This is a genomic window from Acinetobacter sp. YH01010, assembly GCF_013420775.1.
Classification (GTDB): Bacteria; Pseudomonadota; Gammaproteobacteria; order Pseudomonadales; family Moraxellaceae; genus Acinetobacter; species Acinetobacter amyesii.
In genome coordinates this window covers 91,899-109,027 of record NZ_VOYF01000006.1, presented here as the reverse complement: position 1 = coordinate 109,027, position 17,129 = coordinate 91,899, and the positions used below count along the sequence as shown (strand labels likewise).

Annotated in this window: 13 protein-coding genes; 6 read left to right on the top strand and 7 right to left on the bottom strand. The window is 42.3% G+C overall.

All coding sequences use genetic code 11. The annotated features are described in order from the left end of the window. Nucleotides 1-17: 17 nt before the first annotated feature. The 3 genes from FTT77_RS07325 to dxs form a co-directional block, all read right to left on the bottom strand. A complete protein-coding gene (locus FTT77_RS07325) occupies nt 18-1,829 on the bottom strand; it encodes a DEAD/DEAH box helicase (RefSeq protein WP_078189302.1) in 1,812 nt (603 codons plus the stop codon). 457 nt (nt 1,830-2,286) lie between these two features. Further along, on the bottom strand, nt 2,287-3,117 hold the full coding sequence (locus FTT77_RS07320; protein ID WP_078189303.1) for an inositol monophosphatase family protein: 831 nt from the start codon (nt 3,115-3,117) through the stop codon (nt 2,287-2,289). A 112-nt stretch (nt 3,118-3,229) separates the two neighbouring features. Beyond that, the gene (dxs, locus tag FTT77_RS07315; protein ID WP_180026066.1) at nt 3,230-5,140 is read right to left on the bottom strand and encodes a 1-deoxy-D-xylulose-5-phosphate synthase; all 1,911 of its coding nucleotides are present in this window, start codon (nt 5,138-5,140) and stop codon (nt 3,230-3,232) included. Between the two features lie 311 nt (nt 5,141-5,451). On the opposite strand from dxs, the gene ribA reads away from it, so the two are divergent. Then, on the top strand, nt 5,452-6,054 hold the full coding sequence (ribA, locus tag FTT77_RS07310) for a GTP cyclohydrolase II (RefSeq protein WP_180026067.1): 603 nt from the start codon (nt 5,452-5,454) through the stop codon (nt 6,052-6,054). A gap of 94 nt (nt 6,055-6,148) precedes the next feature. Here ribA and hemN read toward each other — a convergent pair whose 3' ends face one another. Beyond that, on the bottom strand, nt 6,149-7,522 hold the full coding sequence (gene hemN, locus FTT77_RS07305) for an oxygen-independent coproporphyrinogen III oxidase (protein ID WP_180026068.1): 1,374 nt from the start codon (nt 7,520-7,522) through the stop codon (nt 6,149-6,151). 276 nt (nt 7,523-7,798) lie between these two features. Between hemN and hemF the strand changes: the two genes are divergently transcribed. From hemF to aroE, 3 genes are all read left to right on the top strand, one after another. Beyond that, the gene (hemF, locus tag FTT77_RS07300) at nt 7,799-8,740 is read left to right on the top strand and encodes an oxygen-dependent coproporphyrinogen oxidase (protein WP_180026069.1); all 942 of its coding nucleotides are present in this window, start codon (nt 7,799-7,801) and stop codon (nt 8,738-8,740) included. 230 nt (nt 8,741-8,970) lie between these two features. Further along, nucleotides 8,971-9,192 carry a hypothetical protein gene (locus tag FTT77_RS07295; protein ID WP_078189308.1) on the top strand — a complete coding sequence of 74 codons (222 nt, stop codon included), beginning with the start codon at nt 8,971-8,973 and terminating at the stop codon, nt 9,190-9,192. A 102-nt stretch (nt 9,193-9,294) separates the two neighbouring features. Next, nucleotides 9,295-10,083, top strand: a complete 789-nt coding sequence (aroE, locus tag FTT77_RS07290; protein ID WP_180026070.1) for a shikimate dehydrogenase — start codon at nt 9,295-9,297, stop codon at nt 10,081-10,083. Between the two features lie 86 nt (nt 10,084-10,169). On the opposite strand, the gene FTT77_RS07285 is transcribed toward aroE, so the two are convergent. Next, nucleotides 10,170-12,680, bottom strand: coding sequence for a hypothetical protein (locus tag FTT77_RS07285; protein WP_180026071.1), 2,511 nt, complete (start codon nt 12,678-12,680; stop codon nt 10,170-10,172). Nucleotides 12,681-12,910: 230 nt separating this feature from the next. Here FTT77_RS07285 and FTT77_RS07280 point away from each other — a divergent pair, with 230 nt between their 5' ends. Next, a complete protein-coding gene (locus FTT77_RS07280) occupies nt 12,911-14,734 on the top strand; it encodes an acyl-CoA dehydrogenase C-terminal domain-containing protein (RefSeq protein ID WP_180003419.1) in 1,824 nt (607 codons plus the stop codon). Nucleotides 14,735-15,075: 341 nt separating this feature from the next. Then, nucleotides 15,076-15,378: a hypothetical protein gene (locus FTT77_RS07275; RefSeq protein ID WP_180026072.1), complete on the top strand. Its 303-nt coding sequence runs from the start codon at nt 15,076-15,078 to the stop codon at nt 15,376-15,378. A gap of 42 nt (nt 15,379-15,420) precedes the next feature. Here the strand turns inward: FTT77_RS07275 and FTT77_RS07270 are convergent, their stop codons facing one another. Together FTT77_RS07270 and hemW are read right to left on the bottom strand one after the other, a co-directional pair. Continuing rightward, complete coding sequence (locus FTT77_RS07270) at nt 15,421-15,828, bottom strand: hypothetical protein (RefSeq protein ID WP_180026073.1); 408 nt, start codon at nt 15,826-15,828, stop codon at nt 15,421-15,423. 133 nt (nt 15,829-15,961) lie between these two features. Further along, nucleotides 15,962-17,116, bottom strand: a complete 1,155-nt coding sequence (gene hemW, locus FTT77_RS07265; protein ID WP_180026074.1) for a radical SAM family heme chaperone HemW — start codon at nt 17,114-17,116, stop codon at nt 15,962-15,964. Nucleotides 17,117-17,129: the final 13 nt, after the last annotated feature.

The following is a 17,129-nucleotide window of genomic DNA, read 5'->3' as shown; positions in this document are numbered from 1 at the left end:
TTTCTTTCGAAATTCAATTAGTCATTGAATTTACGACGTGGACGGTCTTCACCGAAAGTGCGTTCGCCACGTGGTTTATCATCACCGAAACGTTTTGGACGGTCATCGCCGAAACGTTTTGGACGATCTTCACCAAATGAACGTTGAGGACGGTCACCGTTGAATTCACGACGTGGACGATCTTCACCAAATGAACGTTTTGGACGATCGCCATAACCTTCACGAGCTGGTTTGTAATCTACACGGTTACCACGGTTGTCATCGTTAGAACGACGGTCAAAACCACCTTCACGACGTGGACGATCGCTGTTAAATTCGCGACGTGGACGATCTTCAAAACCGCCTTCACGACGTGGACGATCGTTGTTAAATTCGCGACGTGGACGATCTTCGAAACCGCCTTCACGACGTGGACGATCGTTGTTAAATTCGCGACGTGGACGATCTTCGAAACCGCCTTCACGACGTGGACGATCGTTGTTGTATTCGCGACGTGGACGATCTTCGCCACCGAATGAACGACGTTCGCCATCACGGTTGCCTTCACGACGTTTGAAGTTTGACTCACCTTCAAAACGACGACCGCCACCGAAACCACCACGACCACCGCGACCGCCATCACGACGACCACGACCGCCATCACGGCTACCACGTGCAGGAGGTGGAGATGGCTCAAGACCTTCAATTTCAGATACATTTAAACGTGCATCTAAGAAGTCTTCTAAAGCACGAATTTTACCGCGTTCACGGTAAGTCGCTAAAGTAATCGCGTTACCAGTACGGCCCGCACGACCTGTACGACCAATACGGTGTACATAGTCTTCGTTCTTCATTGGAAGACCGAAGTTAATTACGTGAGAAATAGTTGGTACGTCTAGACCACGTGCAGCAACGTCAGTCGCAACTAAGATTTTTGCACGACCTTCACGAATGCTACGTAAACGACGGTTACGTACAGTTTGTGGCATTGCACCGTGAAGAGCGACAACTGAGTGACCTGCTTCTGCAAGTTCTTCAGCCAACATATCTGTATCTTCTTGAGTAGATGCGAATACAACTGCTTGATCTACAGACTCATCAGATAACCAGTGAGTCAAAAGTTTTTTCTTGTGTTCGAAACCGTCAGTCCAATGAAGAGTCTGAGTAATGTCAGTATTTGTAGAGTGACCAGTTTCAATCGCAATACGCTGTGGATCATTCATCATGCGTTCTGCAAGTGTAATGATACGCGGCGCAAATGTTGCAGAGAACATTAATGTTTGTTTACGGTTAGCAGCCAAGTCGCTGATCGCTTCTAGGTCTTCAGAGAAACCTAAGTCAAGCATACGGTCAGCTTCGTCAACGATTAACGCATCAACGTTGTCTAATTTAATTTGACGACGGTTCACCAAGTCAAGTAAACGACCTGGAGTCGCTACGACAACTTGTGCACCTTTAAGCTGTTGGATTTGTTTACCGAAAGGCATACCACCCATGATTGCAGCAATACGAACACCTTTCATGTGACGTACTAAAGCAATTGCGTCTTGGCTAACCTGTTGAGCCAATTCACGTGTAGGGCAAAGTACAAGAATAGACGGTGCAGTTACCGCTTTCATGCGCTCTTTAAAAGACATCAATGTGTCTTGACCAGCCAAAGCATTCACAGTTGGGAGTAAGAATGCAGCAGTTTTACCAGAACCAGTTTGGCTTGATACAAGAAGGTCTTTACCTTCTAATGCAGCTGGAATTGATTGTTCTTGCACTGGAGTCGGAGTAGTAAAACCTAGACCTTGTAATGCTAGTTGTAACGACTCATGTAAAGGAAAATCAGCAAAAGTTTTGCTCATAGAGTATTTCACCCCAAAAATGGGTGCTCCATTAAAAATATAAATTCAGATGGACATCGGCAAAAAGCGGCACAGCAAAAGACGCTGAAAATATAGAATCAGCGGCGATCCGAGAACGACGATGCGTATAACGCACACATGATTACAGCCGCAACCTGAAGGAATCGCTTAGCGATTGGGTGGGGCGCGAAATATCGTCCTCTCTTTGGACCGGAACGCGCATACACAATGATAGAAGAGAATGTTCAGGTAATGAACGAAATTTAGTGCGTGCGGGGATTATAGCAGAAAGTTTTTAAATGTCACCTGTTTTAGTCAACTTCAGAATATTTTTTGTAAGAAGCTTTAAATTATAGGTGTTTAAGCCATTATTTTTGACCGATTAGACAAAAATAAAGCCCTCATAAAGAGGGCTTTATTTCATTATTCTGTCAATAAACTCGAACTAAGCGTTCTATTATTTAGCAGCTTCACCCCAAGCTGGAACAACAGCTTGCATAAGCGGTTTAAGCATTTTCATAGAACATGCAAGTACTTGACCATTGTCCATTGAGTCGTTACCACCACGAGCATCAACCACAGTACCACCCGCTTCTTTCACAATAAGTTCACCCGCAGCGATGTCCCAAGGTTTCAAACCAAGTTCGAAATAACCATCGAAACGACCGGCAGCAACATATGCTAGATCAAGAGCAGCAGAACCTGAACGACGGTATTGAGCACCGGCTTCAGTCACATTTAACAATGAGTTGAAATGGTTTTTCGCATAAGAAACCACTTCGCCATTACGAATTTTACGATACGCATGACCCACTGAAAGGAAAGTGTTTTCTAAGCTGTCTTTTACATTTACACGAATACGACGTTGATTCATCATCGCACCGCGACCACGGCTTGCAGAGAACAACTCATCTTTCACAGGGTCATAAATAACACCGTGTTGAGTTACACCTTTATGTTGAACTGCAATAGAGATACAGAAATGTGGAACACCATTAACGAAGTTTAATGTGCCATCAAGTGGGTCGATGATCCAACACCAATCAGCGTCGTGACCTTTGCCTTCTTGAAGACCAAACTCTTCGCCTAGGAAACTGTGATTTTTATAGCTTTTACGTAGGGTATCGATAGTCAATTGTTCCAAATAACGGTCTACACGCGTTACTGGACCATCAATTCCTTTTTCTTCGACTTGTAGATCGAGTTTATGACGATTTTGATGCGCTTTTAAAAGCTCTTGACCAACTAATTGAGCCGCACGCGCAGCCATAACCACCATAGGTTCCATTGAACACCCACTACAAATTTGAAGATACTGATAAAGAATAATGCATAAAAGCCCTTATATCTTATCAAATATAAGGGCTTTTAGGGAAAAAATGTTTCTAAAAATTAGAAATTCAACAAACCACTGTTTGCTTATGTTTTAGCCAGCTCTGTGTCACTGAAGCGCCAATGCCTTCAGCATCCAGTCCAGCCTGATGCAACATTTGAGCATGTGTTGCTTGATGCATGAACTCGTCAGCCAAACCTAAATTCAGCACAGGCTTAACCACGCCTGCTTGGGCTAAATATTCATTTACTGCACTGCCCGCACCCGCCATGACTGCATGCTCTTCAACTGTCACAAATAGTTGCGTACTTGCTGCGATTTGATCGATCAACTGTGTATCTAATGGCTTCACGAAGCGCATATTAATCACACGTACAGCCACATCTAGCTTTGTCGCTAAAGCCTGCCCTGCCTCTAGTGCCGCTTGAACACGACTACCAAAAGCCAGTATAGAAATGGTGTCATCTTGCTGATCATTGAAGTTTGCAACAATTTCACCACGGCCAATTTCAAGCTCAATCATCTCTTGCTGAATCTCAACACCCAGTCCATTACCACGTGGGTAACGTACCGCCGCTGGGCCTTTATACAAATAAGCCGTATGCAACATTTGACGACATTCATTTTCGTCTTTCGGCGCCATGATCACCATGTTTGGCACGGTACGCATAAAGGCATAATCATATGCACCGGCATGCGTTGGGCCATCTTCACCAACCAAACCTGCACGGTCGATACCAAATGTCACATCAAGATTTTGCAAAGCGACGTCATGAATCAGCTGGTCATAACCACGTTGTAAGAAGGTTGAATAGATTGCAACAACCGGTTTTACCCCTTCACAGGCCATACCCGCAGCCAAAGTCACCGCATGTTGTTCTGCAATGGCAACATCAAAGAAACGCTCAGGGAACTGCTTGGCAAATTGCACCATGCCTGAGCCTTCACACATCGCTGGAGTAATCGCCAATAAACGATCATCCTGTGCAGCTTCATCACATAACCACTGACCAAAAACATCTGAATATTTCGGTGCAGTTGCCACTGCAACGGGTGCATTCACTTTACTGATGGCATGGTATTTGATTTGATCTGCTTCGGCAGGTGCAAAGCCTTTACCTTTTTTGGTATAGACATGCACTAAACGTGGGCCTGTGCGTTTTTTTAAGGCTTCAAACACATGTGTTAATTGTTCAACATCGTGCCCATCAAAAGGACCAAAGTAGTTAAAGCCAATGGCTTTAAATAAGTTATCTGCAGCATCGGTCGCAGCACAATGTAGGCGTGAGTTATACGCCCATTCAGGATGCGGTTGAATATAGGCTTCGCCATTTTCAGAAATATTAACCGATTGACCACTTTCCCAAATCGCAGCCAAATGTTTGGCAAAACCACCGGTACTGCATGAGATCGACATATCATTGTCGTTCAATACCACCATGAGGTCAGCATTGTGTGCCACCGCATCGTTCATGGCTTCAAAAGCCATGCCCGCTGTCATCGCGCCATCACCCACGATTGCAACCACATGACAGGGATCTTGCTTGAAGCGACGTGCCAATGACATCCCAAGACCAGCAGAAATCGCTGTTGATGAATGGCCTACACCAAAGGTGTCAAATTCAGATTCTTCACGGGCAGGAAACGCAGCCAAACCATCTTTGGCACGAATCGTCACTAATTGTTCACGACGACCAGTTAAGGCTTTATGCGGATAGGCTTGATGACCCACATCCCAAATCAGACGATCACGTGGCGTTTCAAAACAATAATGTAATGCCACGGTTAATTCGATCACCCCAAGATTGGCACCAAAATGCCCACCACTTTGTCCGGCCGCATACAAAATAAATTGACGTAACTCATCCGCCACTTGCTCTAATTGGCTGCGCTCGAGTAAACGAAGTTGTTGAGGATGGTTAATCGTATCCAGCAACGGTGTTACAGGGCGTTGAAATGGTATTTCTTTATACAGCATAATGTGGCAAAGCCTTCTAAAGCCTGGCAAATTCCTAAGCTCGGTCTAAATGGGTAACTCGATCATATCGTCGAATTGTATCACCTTACAATCAGCCAAACTTGTAGCGATGTAATTTTTAGCAATGATCTCGTTGGGGAGATTTTGAATGAGTCAGATTATCCTGAATAATCTTCCTATTTATCAACTATTATCGTTCGCTTTATACAAAAAAGAAAATGTTCTGCATAAATTCGTCGTTGCAATTCTACCAATGTCCAAGCATTACGCTATACTTTAGCCAATTTATAATCGAATAAACGGGTTAAGCAGTGCCTATAGAATTTGTCGCAACGTCAAGATTACCGACCGCTTTTGGTGAATTCAATATTACGGTTTTTCAGGATCCTGAAACCGGTGAAGAACATGTCGCACTCTCTAAAGGACTAGAACAAGCTCCCACTGAACCTGTTTTAGTACGTATCCACTCCGAATGCCTGACTGGTGATGCCTTTGCTTCACTCAAATGTGACTGCGGCCCACAACTTCAAGCCACCCAAAAATTAATTAATGAAGCGGGTCAAGGGGTGATTTTATATTTACGCCAAGAAGGTCGCGGTATTGGTTTAACCAATAAAATCCGTGCCTATGCCCTACAAGACCAAGGTCATGACACAGTGGATGCCAATTTATTATTGGATCTTCCTGCCGATGCACGTCGTTATGATATGTGTCCTATCATATTGAATCATCTCAACATTACTGCAGTGCGTCTCATTACCAATAACCCGTTAAAAATTGAAGCGCTACAAGAACAAGGCGTGAATGTCGTTGATCGTGTTCCGCTGACTGTGGGTCTAAATCCATTCAACGAACAATATTTAAAAACCAAACATGATCGTATGTCGCATATGTATCAAAAGGATGATTTTTAAAAATCCTTTAAATTCTCCATAAATTAATCCCTCCAAACCTCTCTTTACAAAAGGGAGGCTTCCCCCTCTTTATTAAAGAGGAGTTAGGGAAAATTCAAATCGTCATCGAAAAAATACGATTTTCAGGAACACGACGTTTTAATCGTAAATCAAACGCCATGCAGATATTGCGAACAAAAGGCTTGCCTGCATCACTCACCTGAATGTACTGATCAAAAATTTCGAGCAAGCCATCTTCTTGCATTTCAGCCAATTGCGCTAATACGTCATCAAGCTCAGGAAATTGCATTTCTGGACCTGCCCAAGAAGTTTGGAAGGTACACATCAAATTGAGAATATGCTTACGGATGATTAAGTCCTCATTTGTCAGCACATGCCCCCGATAGACTGGAATTTCATTCGCTTCTAAACGTGCATAATAGTCTTCAATTTTCTTTTCATTTTGCGCAAAGCTGTACCAACTATCACTGATCGAGGATAAGCCGAGTCCAATCATTACTTGGGTTTTCGATGCGGTATAGCCCATAAAATTACGGTGCAAACTGCCCTGCTGAAAAGCTTGATACATTGGATCTTGGGTTAATGCAAAATGATCCATCCCAATTTCATGATAGCCCTGCGCTAGTAGCTGTTTTTTACCTTCTTCATAGCATTGACGCTTTAAATCATCTTTCGGGACATCGGCATCTTTAAAACCACGCTGACCATTGCCCTTAATCCATGGTACATGTGCATAGCTATAAAAGGCTAGACGATCTGGCATCAAACGAGTGGTCTGTTCAATGGTATGCAACACATCGTTTAAATCCTGAAATGGCAGACCAAAAACCAAGTCATGCGAAATAGAGGTATAGCCAATATCACGTGCCCACTGTGTTACTTGTTCAACATGTGCAAAGGGTTGAATACGGTGGATGGCTTTTTGCACCTTTTCATTATAATCCTGCACTCCATAGCTCACGCGCCGAAATCCAACATCGTACAAGGCTTGTAAATGCTCACGTGTGGTATTGTTCGGATGCCCTTCAAAGCTAAATTCATGGGTATCGGCAATATCCGCCTGCGCTAGAATGCCTTGAATCAACTGGGTGAGATGCTCAGGAGAAAAGAAAGTAGGTGTTCCCCCGCCCAAATGAATTTCTTTAATTATTGGCCGATCGACCAAGAGCTGACAATATAAGCCCCATTCTTTCAGCACCGCCTGAATATAAGGCAGCTCCATCTCATGTTTTTTCGTGACTTTTTTATGGCAGCCACAAAACGTACATAAGCTTTCACAAAATGGCAGATGAATGTACAGACTGATGCCTTCGAGGTGATTGCTCTCATCAAATGAACGCTTCAAGCCCTGTGTCCACTGTTGCAATGAAAACTCAGCTTCCTCCCAATACGGCACGGTTGGATAACTGGTATAGCGTGGACCTGGTACATTATATTTTTGAATTAAAGAACTCGCCTGCTGAGACATCGATGCACCATTTCAATCAATGAGATTCAATTTAAATCTACCTTATGATTATTGTGCTGAGCTTCAGAAGTGAATTCAACCTAGCAAATTTGTCGGAATAGCCCCAATTTTGGCCTGAGTACTTCTGCTCACTACGCAGGAACTTTTGGTTTAATCACTAGATTTCTAGATTTAAAGCAAAGAGCCGATGCTGAGTATCGGGAAAAATGCCTTAAGTTTTCACGTAATTTATGCTTTGATGACACTTATCTTTAAATTATTTTAATAAAGGTCACCATGCAGAATCCAACTTCAGCCGATATTCAACGTGTAGATGAATTCCTTCGCGATTTACAGGCACGGATTTGTGCCGCATTGGAACAGCAAGAACGTGCTGGTGGCGGAAGTGCCGAATTTGCGATCGATGACTGGGAGCGCCCTGAAGGTGGTGGTGGTCGCTCACGTGTTCTACAAAATGGGACGGTGATTGAAAAAGGTGGTGTGATGTTCTCGCACATCAACATTTCAAAATTACCTGCCTCAGCGACTGAACGCCATCCCGCTATTGCAGGTGCAAAAGCGCAAGCCATGGGCGTGTCATTGGTAATTCACCCGAAAAACCCCAACGTCCCAACCTCACATGCCAATGTGCGTTTATTTGTTGCCGAAAAAGAAGGCCAAGATCCGATTTGGTGGTTTGGCGGTGGTTTTGACCTCACTCCATTTTATCCAAATGATGAAGATGTCTTGTCTTGGCATCAAACTGCCCATGATCTCTGTGCCCCATTTAGCGATACGCTCTATGATGAACATAAAAAATGGTGTGATGACTATTTCTATCTAAAACACCGTGATGAACAACGTGGTGTGGGTGGTTTATTCTTTGACGACCTCAACCAATGGGACTTTGAAACCTGTTTCAAATATATGCAGGCCGTGGGTAATGGTTATTTAGAGGCGATTTTACCGATCTTCCAAAGAAACCAAGACAAAGCCTATACCGAAGCACAACGAGACTTCCAACTTTACCGTCGTGGTCGTTACGTTGAATATAACCTTGTCTATGACCGCGGCACCTTATTTGGCTTGCAAACTGGTGGACGTATTGAGTCGATTTTAGTGAGTATGCCACCTTTGGCGGGCTGGTCATATCGTCCTGAATGGGAAGAACATTCTGCCGAGAAAAAGCTCACCGACTTTTATTTAAAACCGCAAGATTGGCTTAATACGCTGAAATAAAACGGATAAACATGTATTCACCCCCTGTCCGTCAGGGGCTTTTTATTGCCTGATGATTAGAGTATTCATTTGTATGTAATATCTTGATGCATAAATAAATTTTTTAAGCATTTACTTTGTAATCAGATTGCTCAACAATGACACATCTTTTAAACAGCTTTAAGCTATGTCATTGCACAATGTGTCAATAAACTTATGGCTGTAATTTTCTTGTACGGAGTACAACGCACATGACACATCAAACACTCAATAAAAAAGCAGTCAGTCTTACTGCATTGGTGTTTTGGAGCTTTGCTGTTGTGCTGATTAGCGCTATCAGTACCAATATTTTTTCCGAAACGTCTTTGAATGATAATTTGGCTATTGGCTTCATGGTGGTTGCCTTGATTGGTTTAGTCATCAGTGCAGCGAGCATCTTGATTCAAAGCGTCCTAGATATTTGTAATCCTTAATTTTCCGCCTTTATTTCACGATTTTAAGACTGCCCGAACTTTAGCCATCCTCGGTTTTGGCGTATATTGTCTGCTCTTTCACATCTACATGGACGCTGTGCAATGAGCAAACAATTTGCCGTGATTGGCAACCCGATTGAACAATCACGCTCACCTGAACTTCATCATGCCTTCGCTGAAAAAACAGGCCTCGACATTCAGTACAGCAAACGACTTGCGCCACTCGATGGTTTTCAGCACAGTGTCGAATCCTTCTTTGCCGAAGGTGGCATCGGTATGAATGTCACTGTTCCGTTTAAAGAACAAGCCTATGCACAATGTGCCGTCCTTACTGAACGTGCCAAAATTGCAGGTGCGGTCAATACACTATGGATGCAAGATGGCACACTCCATGGCGATAATACCGATGGACAAGGCCTAGTCGATGCCATCCGTGCCTTAGATTGGAATTTAGAACAAACGGATATTTTAATTATTGGTGCAGGCGGTGCGACACGTGGCGTGATTTACCCACTGGTACAAGCTGGGGCCAAAAAAATCGTGATTGCCAACCGGACTTTAGCGCGTGCTGAACAATTGGTTGCTGACTTAAAAACTGCTGTCCCCAATGCCGAACTTGCAGCCATTGCCCTCGCCGACTTAGCAGGTCAATTTGATCTGGTGATTAATGCCACATCGGCAAGCTTAACGGGTGATGCTCTAATTTTGCCTGAAGCTTTACAATTCACCCACGCCTATGAAATGGCCTATGGCAAACCATCGACATTTTTGGATCAAGCCAAAGCACGCAATGTTCCAACCTCAGAAGGTTTTGGCATGTTGGTTGGTCAAGCAATCGAATCTTTTTCCATTTGGAATGGCATTAAACCTGATCTAAAAGACTTTCTATAATTCAAAATGATTTGCTCAATTCACTTTCTGAGCAGGCTAAACACCTAAAAAAAGAACCTCAATTGAGGTTCTTTTTTTGATCCAACTTACTTCTTATGTTTTTGTATCGCCTTATAAGTCTCATAATAAGCCGATTGGCTGAACAACTCTTCGTGTTCTGCTGCTAGGCCTTGCAATGACGCTTCTGATAATTTTCCTTTGATATCATCAGCAAAGGCTTGCGCATAGATTTTTGATGCTTTCACCAAATGCGCTTTTTCAGTTCCTTCCAGTTCATAGCTGGCTAAAAAGTTTTGTTGATATAAATGTGCAAAAATCGCCTGATCAGTCTTATAGGTTTTTTGCAATTGTTTCCACTCAACCTGAGCTTTGTACTCACCAATCCCCGACTGCACATAATGATTGACTGAAGAACCTAAGTCATCAAAGTCTTGATAGCGATGCAAAGCATGCTTATCACGTAATTGATTTAAACGTTTCAGCGCATTGCCTGTTGGCTCTTTTAAGCCATCAACAAATCGATATGCATAAACTTCTGCAATTTCATTCAAATCATTGGCTGAGTAATAACGCACATACTGAGCGCGATAGTTAGCAAATGCCACGACAAATGCCGCTTGATAGGCTTTCACTTCAGATTGATGACGTTTATAACTTTGCAATGCCACAGTACTGAGATATTCAGGAAGTTCGATTTCTTCATTTGCAGCACGGACATCATCAACCGATGCAGTTTCTGCTTCAGCAAGCAGAGGATCATTTCCTGTGATCGGCGCAAGCAGGCCTTTCAACATATTTTCAAAGAGTGAATCTTTACTGACTTCCTCAATGGATTTTGCCTGTTTCATGGCTTGACGATCAATTTTAGTCGCATTGCCATAATTCAAAATTTGGTTGCTACTTTTCAGCTTTAATTGACCTAAACGTGGCTCATTAAAGGCCAATTGATAGTCCATTACTTGGACTCGGCCTTTATGATCTAAGCCTACATCCATTACGACATTCGAAGATGATTTATCCTGTGCATTCAGCACCTGCGCAATTTCAGCTTGATGCTTTTGCCATAATTGCTGGAATTGTTTTACATCGACAAGTTGTTCACTTTGATATTGCTGGAATACTGGTTTTAATTGCTCAACAGCATCCGAAATCTCTGAATCTGTATTGGATGCGTCAGCAGCAGAGGCCGATGGTACAGAATCTGCTTGCAGCGGTATCACCCGAACATCTTGATAATCCTGACAAAGCGTGACTTTACCAATCGGCACCTGTTTGGTGTTCATCAAGGCCTGACAGACTTCCTCAGATAAGTTCGCTGTTTCGTCATCTTCTTCGGAAGCCGCATAAGCTTCGGTTACTTCAGTATCCGAACTATAGGCTTCTTCATCATCACCCGCGGTCGCCTCCGCATATGCACTTGCAGTATCGATCGCGTATTCAGCAGATTCAGCTGCAGAAGACGTTTGTTCTTCTTCCGTTTCATGTTGGTGATACATCAGGCCATGCATTTTCGCATTGAGCAGCTCATTCACACGTTCTACAGATGCATAAGCCGCATCATAGTCTTCATCCTCAGCTGCTGCCGCTACTGCAGTCCCTCCCGCCGCTTCAGCCGCAGCCATCGCCTCTTCGGAAGCACTGAGATGCGCAGCAGCGTCCACAGATTCATCTTGCTCAGCGTCACTATTGCGCTGACCTTTGATTTGCGTGGTGTAATAGTTGGCGTTCACAAAATCAAAAAGTTCAAGCTGGGTGTAAAGCGCATCGAGATCACCCACATAGCGGATTTTTTTAGTCAGCCCTGCATTTTTTTCATCACGTGTTAAAGCAATATTTTGCACTTGATTTGGCTCTGCCAAGACATAGGGCAAAGCATTCATTTGTTTTAAATAGTCAGCAAATTTTTTCAAATCGTACTGAGCAATCGTCTCTTTATGTTTTGAAAAATCCACATAAGCCAAGCTGCTTTGGCTTTCACGATTTACCATAAACGGCATGAACGCAAAGTAGTTGGTATAAAATTTATGTTGATTAAAATCAATGATCATCGGCAACTGTGCATTCACCTGCAAAGTCGGTTTTTGATAACTCAATTGCAAGGTTAAGGCAGCAAGTTTTTCTCTAAAATGTACTGAACCGCTATAGCTAAACTGTAAATCATTCAACACATTCAGCAGTGATTGAGCAATTTTAGATTGCGGAGAAACGCCATCCTCTTCATCGCTATAACGCGCTGATGGTGGGATCGATTCATTGGCAATGGCTTGATAGAGCTGTTTCTTTTCTTTTTGGCTAAACGGAATATTTTGGGTTTTAATCAACTGATCAAGTTGTTTTTTAAGTTTAGGATCCAGCTCTGGCTGTGTACTAGTTGCAGGTTTTGACTTGGTTTTAAGCTTTTTTTCATCGAACTGAATATCGGTTTGAATTGAAAATTGCCCTTTCATGTCATAACTGGCATTTTCAAACATTGCGTTTAAGCCTTGAGTGGCTTGTTGCCCGAGAGACTGATCCGTTGAATTGGTTTTTATGACATGTTGAGCACACCCAGTAATACTCAAACCCAGTAAACAAAGTGTTATATATTTTAATCGCATAATTGTACGAAAGACCTAAGTTCTTTATGATTTATTAAAAGAAAAAAATGATCAAAAGATCAACATCAAGTCTATCAGAAGTTTATTTTTCACATGTTGGTTAAATATTACAATTCGCCTTTCTGACATTTTTTAAGGGCGTATTCATCAATGTTTTTTTGATGAAATTATGAATAATCAAAGCATCAATACAGATAATCCAAAAAAATTTAGATATTAGGATTAAGACTATGCCTGCATATAAAGCGCCTTTACACGATATTCGTTTCTTAATGAATGAAGTGCTCGATTACCCAGCACATTACAAAACTTTGTCTAATGGTGAAGCTGCTGATGCAGACACTGTCGACATGATTTTAGAAGGTGCAGCAGATTTTTGTGAAAATATCCTTTCGCCTTTGAACCAAACGGGTGATGAAGAAGGCTGTCATTTTGAAAATGGTGATGTGAAAACACCAAAAGGGTTTAAAGAAGCCTATGACCAATTTGTACAGGGTGGCTGGCAAGGTCTGTCTTTCCCTGAAGAATTTGGCGGTCAAAACTTGCCACAGTCGTTGAATCTCATCAAATCTGAAATGATGGGTACAGCAAACTGGTCATTCCAAATGTATCCGGGTCTCAGCGTAGGTTGTATCAACACCATTCTACAATTTGGTTCAGAAGAACAGAAAAACCAATATTTACCGAACCTTGTTGCTGGAACTTGGTCAGGCACCATGTGCTTAACTGAACCTCAATGCGGTACCGACTTAGGTCAGGTAAAAACCAAAGCGGAACCTCAAGCTGATGGTAGCTATGCAATTTCTGGTACAAAAATCTTCATCTCTGCGGGTGAGCATGATTTAACAGAGAACATCGTACATATCGTTCTTGCACGTCTTCCAGATGCACCTGCAGGTACAAAAGGCATTTCATTATTCATCGTTCCAAAATTCCTTGTGAATGCAGATGGTACTGTGGGCGAACGCAATCCTGTAACGTGTGGTTCGATTGAACACAAAATGGGGATCCGTGCTTCAGCAACAGCTGTGCTGAACTTTGACAATGCCATTGGTTACTTGATCGGTGAAAAACACAAAGGCCTACATGCAATGTTCACCTTTATGAACACTGCACGTATTGGTACAGCAATTCAAGGTATTGCACATGCTGAATTGGCATTCCAAGGCGCACTTCCATACGCCAAAGAACGTATGTCTATGCGCGCACTTTCAGGTAAAAAAGATCCTGAAAAAGTAGCCGATGCGATTATTCACCATGCAGACGTACGTCGTATGCTTTTAACTCAAAAAGCGATCGCTGAAGGCGGCCGTTCAATGATTTACTATGCAGCTCAAATTGCGGACAAAATGACTGATGCTTTAACCCGCGGTGATACAGCAGCGTTTGAAGCACATGATGACCACTTAGGCTTCTACACCCCGATTCTCAAAGGTTTCTTAACCGAAATGGGTTATGAAGCTGCAAACCATGGTATGCAAGTATACGGCGGTCATGGTTATATTAAAGAATGGGGCATGGAACAAATTGTTCGTGACTCACGTATCTCTACTCTCTACGAAGGCACAACAGGCGTTCAAGCACTAGACTTGATTGGTCGTAAAGTTCTGTTGACCTCTAAAGGTAAAGTGATTCGTGACTACACAGCTGAAATCTTGAAGTTCTGTGGTCAACATGCACGTAACAAATACATGCGTCGTTTTGCGTGGGACTTAACGAAGCTTTGCGCACAGTGGAATGCATTAACGGTTCGTATCATGCTTGCAGCACGTAAAGACCGTGACATCGTATCTTCTGCTTCTGTCGATTTCTTAATGTTCTCTGGCTACGTGATGATGGCTTATTTCTGGGCACAACAAGCTGCCGTAGCTTCTGAAAAATTAGCAGAAGGCAATGGTGCAGAAGTTCCTGAGTTCTATAAAGCAAAAATCAAAGTGGCTGACTTCTACTTTGAACGTCTATTACCACGCTCACAAGGTCACGCTGAAGCAATGGTTAACCCATCGAAGACCATGACTTCTTTGGCTCCTGAACACTTTAGCTTTGACTACTAAGCTTTAAACCGAGTTAAATGACTCTATAAAAAGACCGCTTCGGCGGTCTTTTTTGTCTTCTCTTTTAATTTTGATCTATAGGAATTACGAGTAGTATTCTTAATTTCTTCATGAGGTAATAACAATGTATAAAGATGAACTTTATATGGAGAAATATTGTTGTATTTTTCAACAAAAATAGAACACCTTATCGCTAAACATAATTTTATTTAATAAATATTAAATACTTAAAGTAAATTTAACTCCATAATTTTAGCTTTACATTTGTATCTCATACAACTTCATATCTTCTCCATAGCCTCCCCCTATGATGACTTCATTGATTCATAAAGAGCGTAACCATGAAAAAATTGATGTCTTCATTAATGATTGGTCTGATTGCAACAACTGCGACAATGTCTGCAATGGCAGCGCCTGCATTCGATCATAAAAATCCACCACCTGCTCCACACTTTGATAAAAAACCTGTACCGCCTAAAGCAATACATCACAAATCTGCTGGGCCCCACATGGTGAAAAAAGAGCATCAAAAAGTTCATGCAAAATTTGCCAAACAAAATCATAAAGCAGTAGCTTTTAAAGCTAGTCAACCCAAGCCTGTTCCGCATCATAAGTTACCGCCTATGCCACCGAAACATCGTTAAGCTGAATTCAAAAAAGACCGCTCATGCGGTCTTTTTTAATATTTACTTTGCTTTATCAGCAATAAATTCTTTAATCTCTATGGGTTTATCTTTTACCAACTCAACTGTCCCTTCATTCACACCATTAAAGTTCTTAAAGTGAATTGAAACACCTTGGTCGTTGGCAAGTCGTACACCACTTCCTGAAACTGCTCGTTTCAATTCATACACACGATCAGAATTATCAGTCAATTGTGCGGTTTCAAAATTATCTTTGGTTTTTAACTCAAGGCTTAGATCTTGTGGCCCTGTAAAGTGAATCACTTGCTCATCTTGAGCTACTGCAACATCGTTTGTTTGTGTAGTTGCGATCGTTGCCTCTGTTGCAACATTTTGTTCTGATGGTGCTTTTTTATCGGTGCAACCCACCAAAGCTATAGTTAATAACGTCGTAGTTAAAATATATTTCATTTTCTGAAGTTCCTTTATGCCATGTAAATTCAATTATCAACTGAATAATTTCATACACATTCTGCAAATTACATTCGAAATATGAAAAATTACTTGTCGCTCAAATTTTAAAACAAGTTTGACATAGCTTTCATTACAGGAATTCTTCCAATACTGAATTTAAAAAGATATGTCCCTGCTCGGTACAAGACAAAAGTGTTGGATCACTGACCATCAATTTACGTTCACGTAATGAGTTCAATAACTCGGCAATTGGCTCTAAACTTTCCCCTGTACGCTCACTATATAGCTTGGCTTCCACCCCATGATTTAAACGAAGTGCATTCATCATAAATTCAAAAGGCATATCGGCTGCTTCGATGCGCTTAAACTGAAGATGTTCAGCAGGTACTTTGGCTAAATAGTCTTTCGGCAATCGGGTTTTTTGGAAACGATACACCCCGTCTGGCATGGTCACTTTACCATGTGCGCCTGCGCCAATCGCCAAATAATCGCCAAACTGCCAATAATTTAAATTATGTGCCGACGGCTTTTCTTTACGCCATGCCGATACTTCATAATTGATAAAGCCTTGCGCTGTTAAATAGGCTTCGCCCTGTTCTTGAATATCTTCAAGCACATCATCGACAGGTAAAATTGGTTTTGTGCGGAAAAAAACTGTATTGGGTTCAATGGTCAATTGATACCACGACACATGGGTTGCCCCATTTTCCACAGCAAGTTTTAAATCCAAAAGCGCTTGCTCAATGGTTTGTTCAGGCAGGCCATGCATCAAGTCGACATTTACTCGTTCAAAACCCACCTCTTTTGCATGCTGAATGGCAGAAATCGCATCATCATTCGAATGAATCCTCCCCAGCTTTTTCAGCTGGTCGGTATTAAAACTTTGCACACCGATAGATAGACGATTGATCCCTGCATCTAAATAACCGGAAAAAGGATCGTGCTCAACCGTACCGGGATTGGCTTCCAAGGTGATTTCACAACCTGCTTCAAACGGTAGCAACGCTTTGAGCTGAGCAAATAACCATTGATAGCCTTGGGCAGAAATCAAAGATGGTGTCCCACCACCAATAAATACACTATGGATCAGGCGACCCTGAGCAAAATCGACTTGGGTTTTAAAGTCTTCAACCAACGCCTGTAAATATTCTTGTTCTAAGTCCAAAGACAATTCACCATTCGGCACCGCATGCGAATTAAAGTCACAGTATGGACATTTGCGCACACACCACGGCATGTGAATGTATAAAGATAACGGAACAACTGCAGGATTTAATTCAGCCAAGGAAAATGCTCAA

Bases quoted from the DNA above. Each gene is read 5' to 3' on its own strand.
- FTT77_RS07325 (WP_078189302.1), bottom strand. From the start codon at position 1,829: ATGAGCAAAACTTTTGCTGATTTTCCTTTACATGAGTCGTTACAACTA.
- FTT77_RS07320 (WP_078189303.1), bottom strand. From the start codon at position 3,117: ATGGAACCTATGGTGGTTATGGCTGCGCGTGCGGCTCAATTAGTTGGT.
- dxs (WP_180026066.1), bottom strand. From the start codon at position 5,140: ATGCTGTATAAAGAAATACCATTTCAACGCCCTGTAACACCGTTGCTG.
- hemN (WP_180026068.1), bottom strand. From the start codon at position 7,522: ATGTCTCAGCAGGCGAGTTCTTTAATTCAAAAATATAATGTACCAGGT.
- hemF (WP_180026069.1), top strand. From the start codon at position 7,799: ATGCAGAATCCAACTTCAGCCGATATTCAACGTGTAGATGAATTCCTT.
- FTT77_RS07295 (WP_078189308.1), top strand. From the start codon at position 8,971: ATGACACATCAAACACTCAATAAAAAAGCAGTCAGTCTTACTGCATTG.
- aroE (WP_180026070.1), top strand. From the start codon at position 9,295: ATGAGCAAACAATTTGCCGTGATTGGCAACCCGATTGAACAATCACGC.
- FTT77_RS07285 (WP_180026071.1), bottom strand. From the start codon at position 12,680: ATGCGATTAAAATATATAACACTTTGTTTACTGGGTTTGAGTATTACT.
- FTT77_RS07280 (WP_180003419.1), top strand. From the start codon at position 12,911: ATGCCTGCATATAAAGCGCCTTTACACGATATTCGTTTCTTAATGAAT.
- FTT77_RS07275 (WP_180026072.1), top strand. From the start codon at position 15,076: ATGAAAAAATTGATGTCTTCATTAATGATTGGTCTGATTGCAACAACT.
- FTT77_RS07270 (WP_180026073.1), bottom strand. From the start codon at position 15,828: ATGAAATATATTTTAACTACGACGTTATTAACTATAGCTTTGGTGGGT.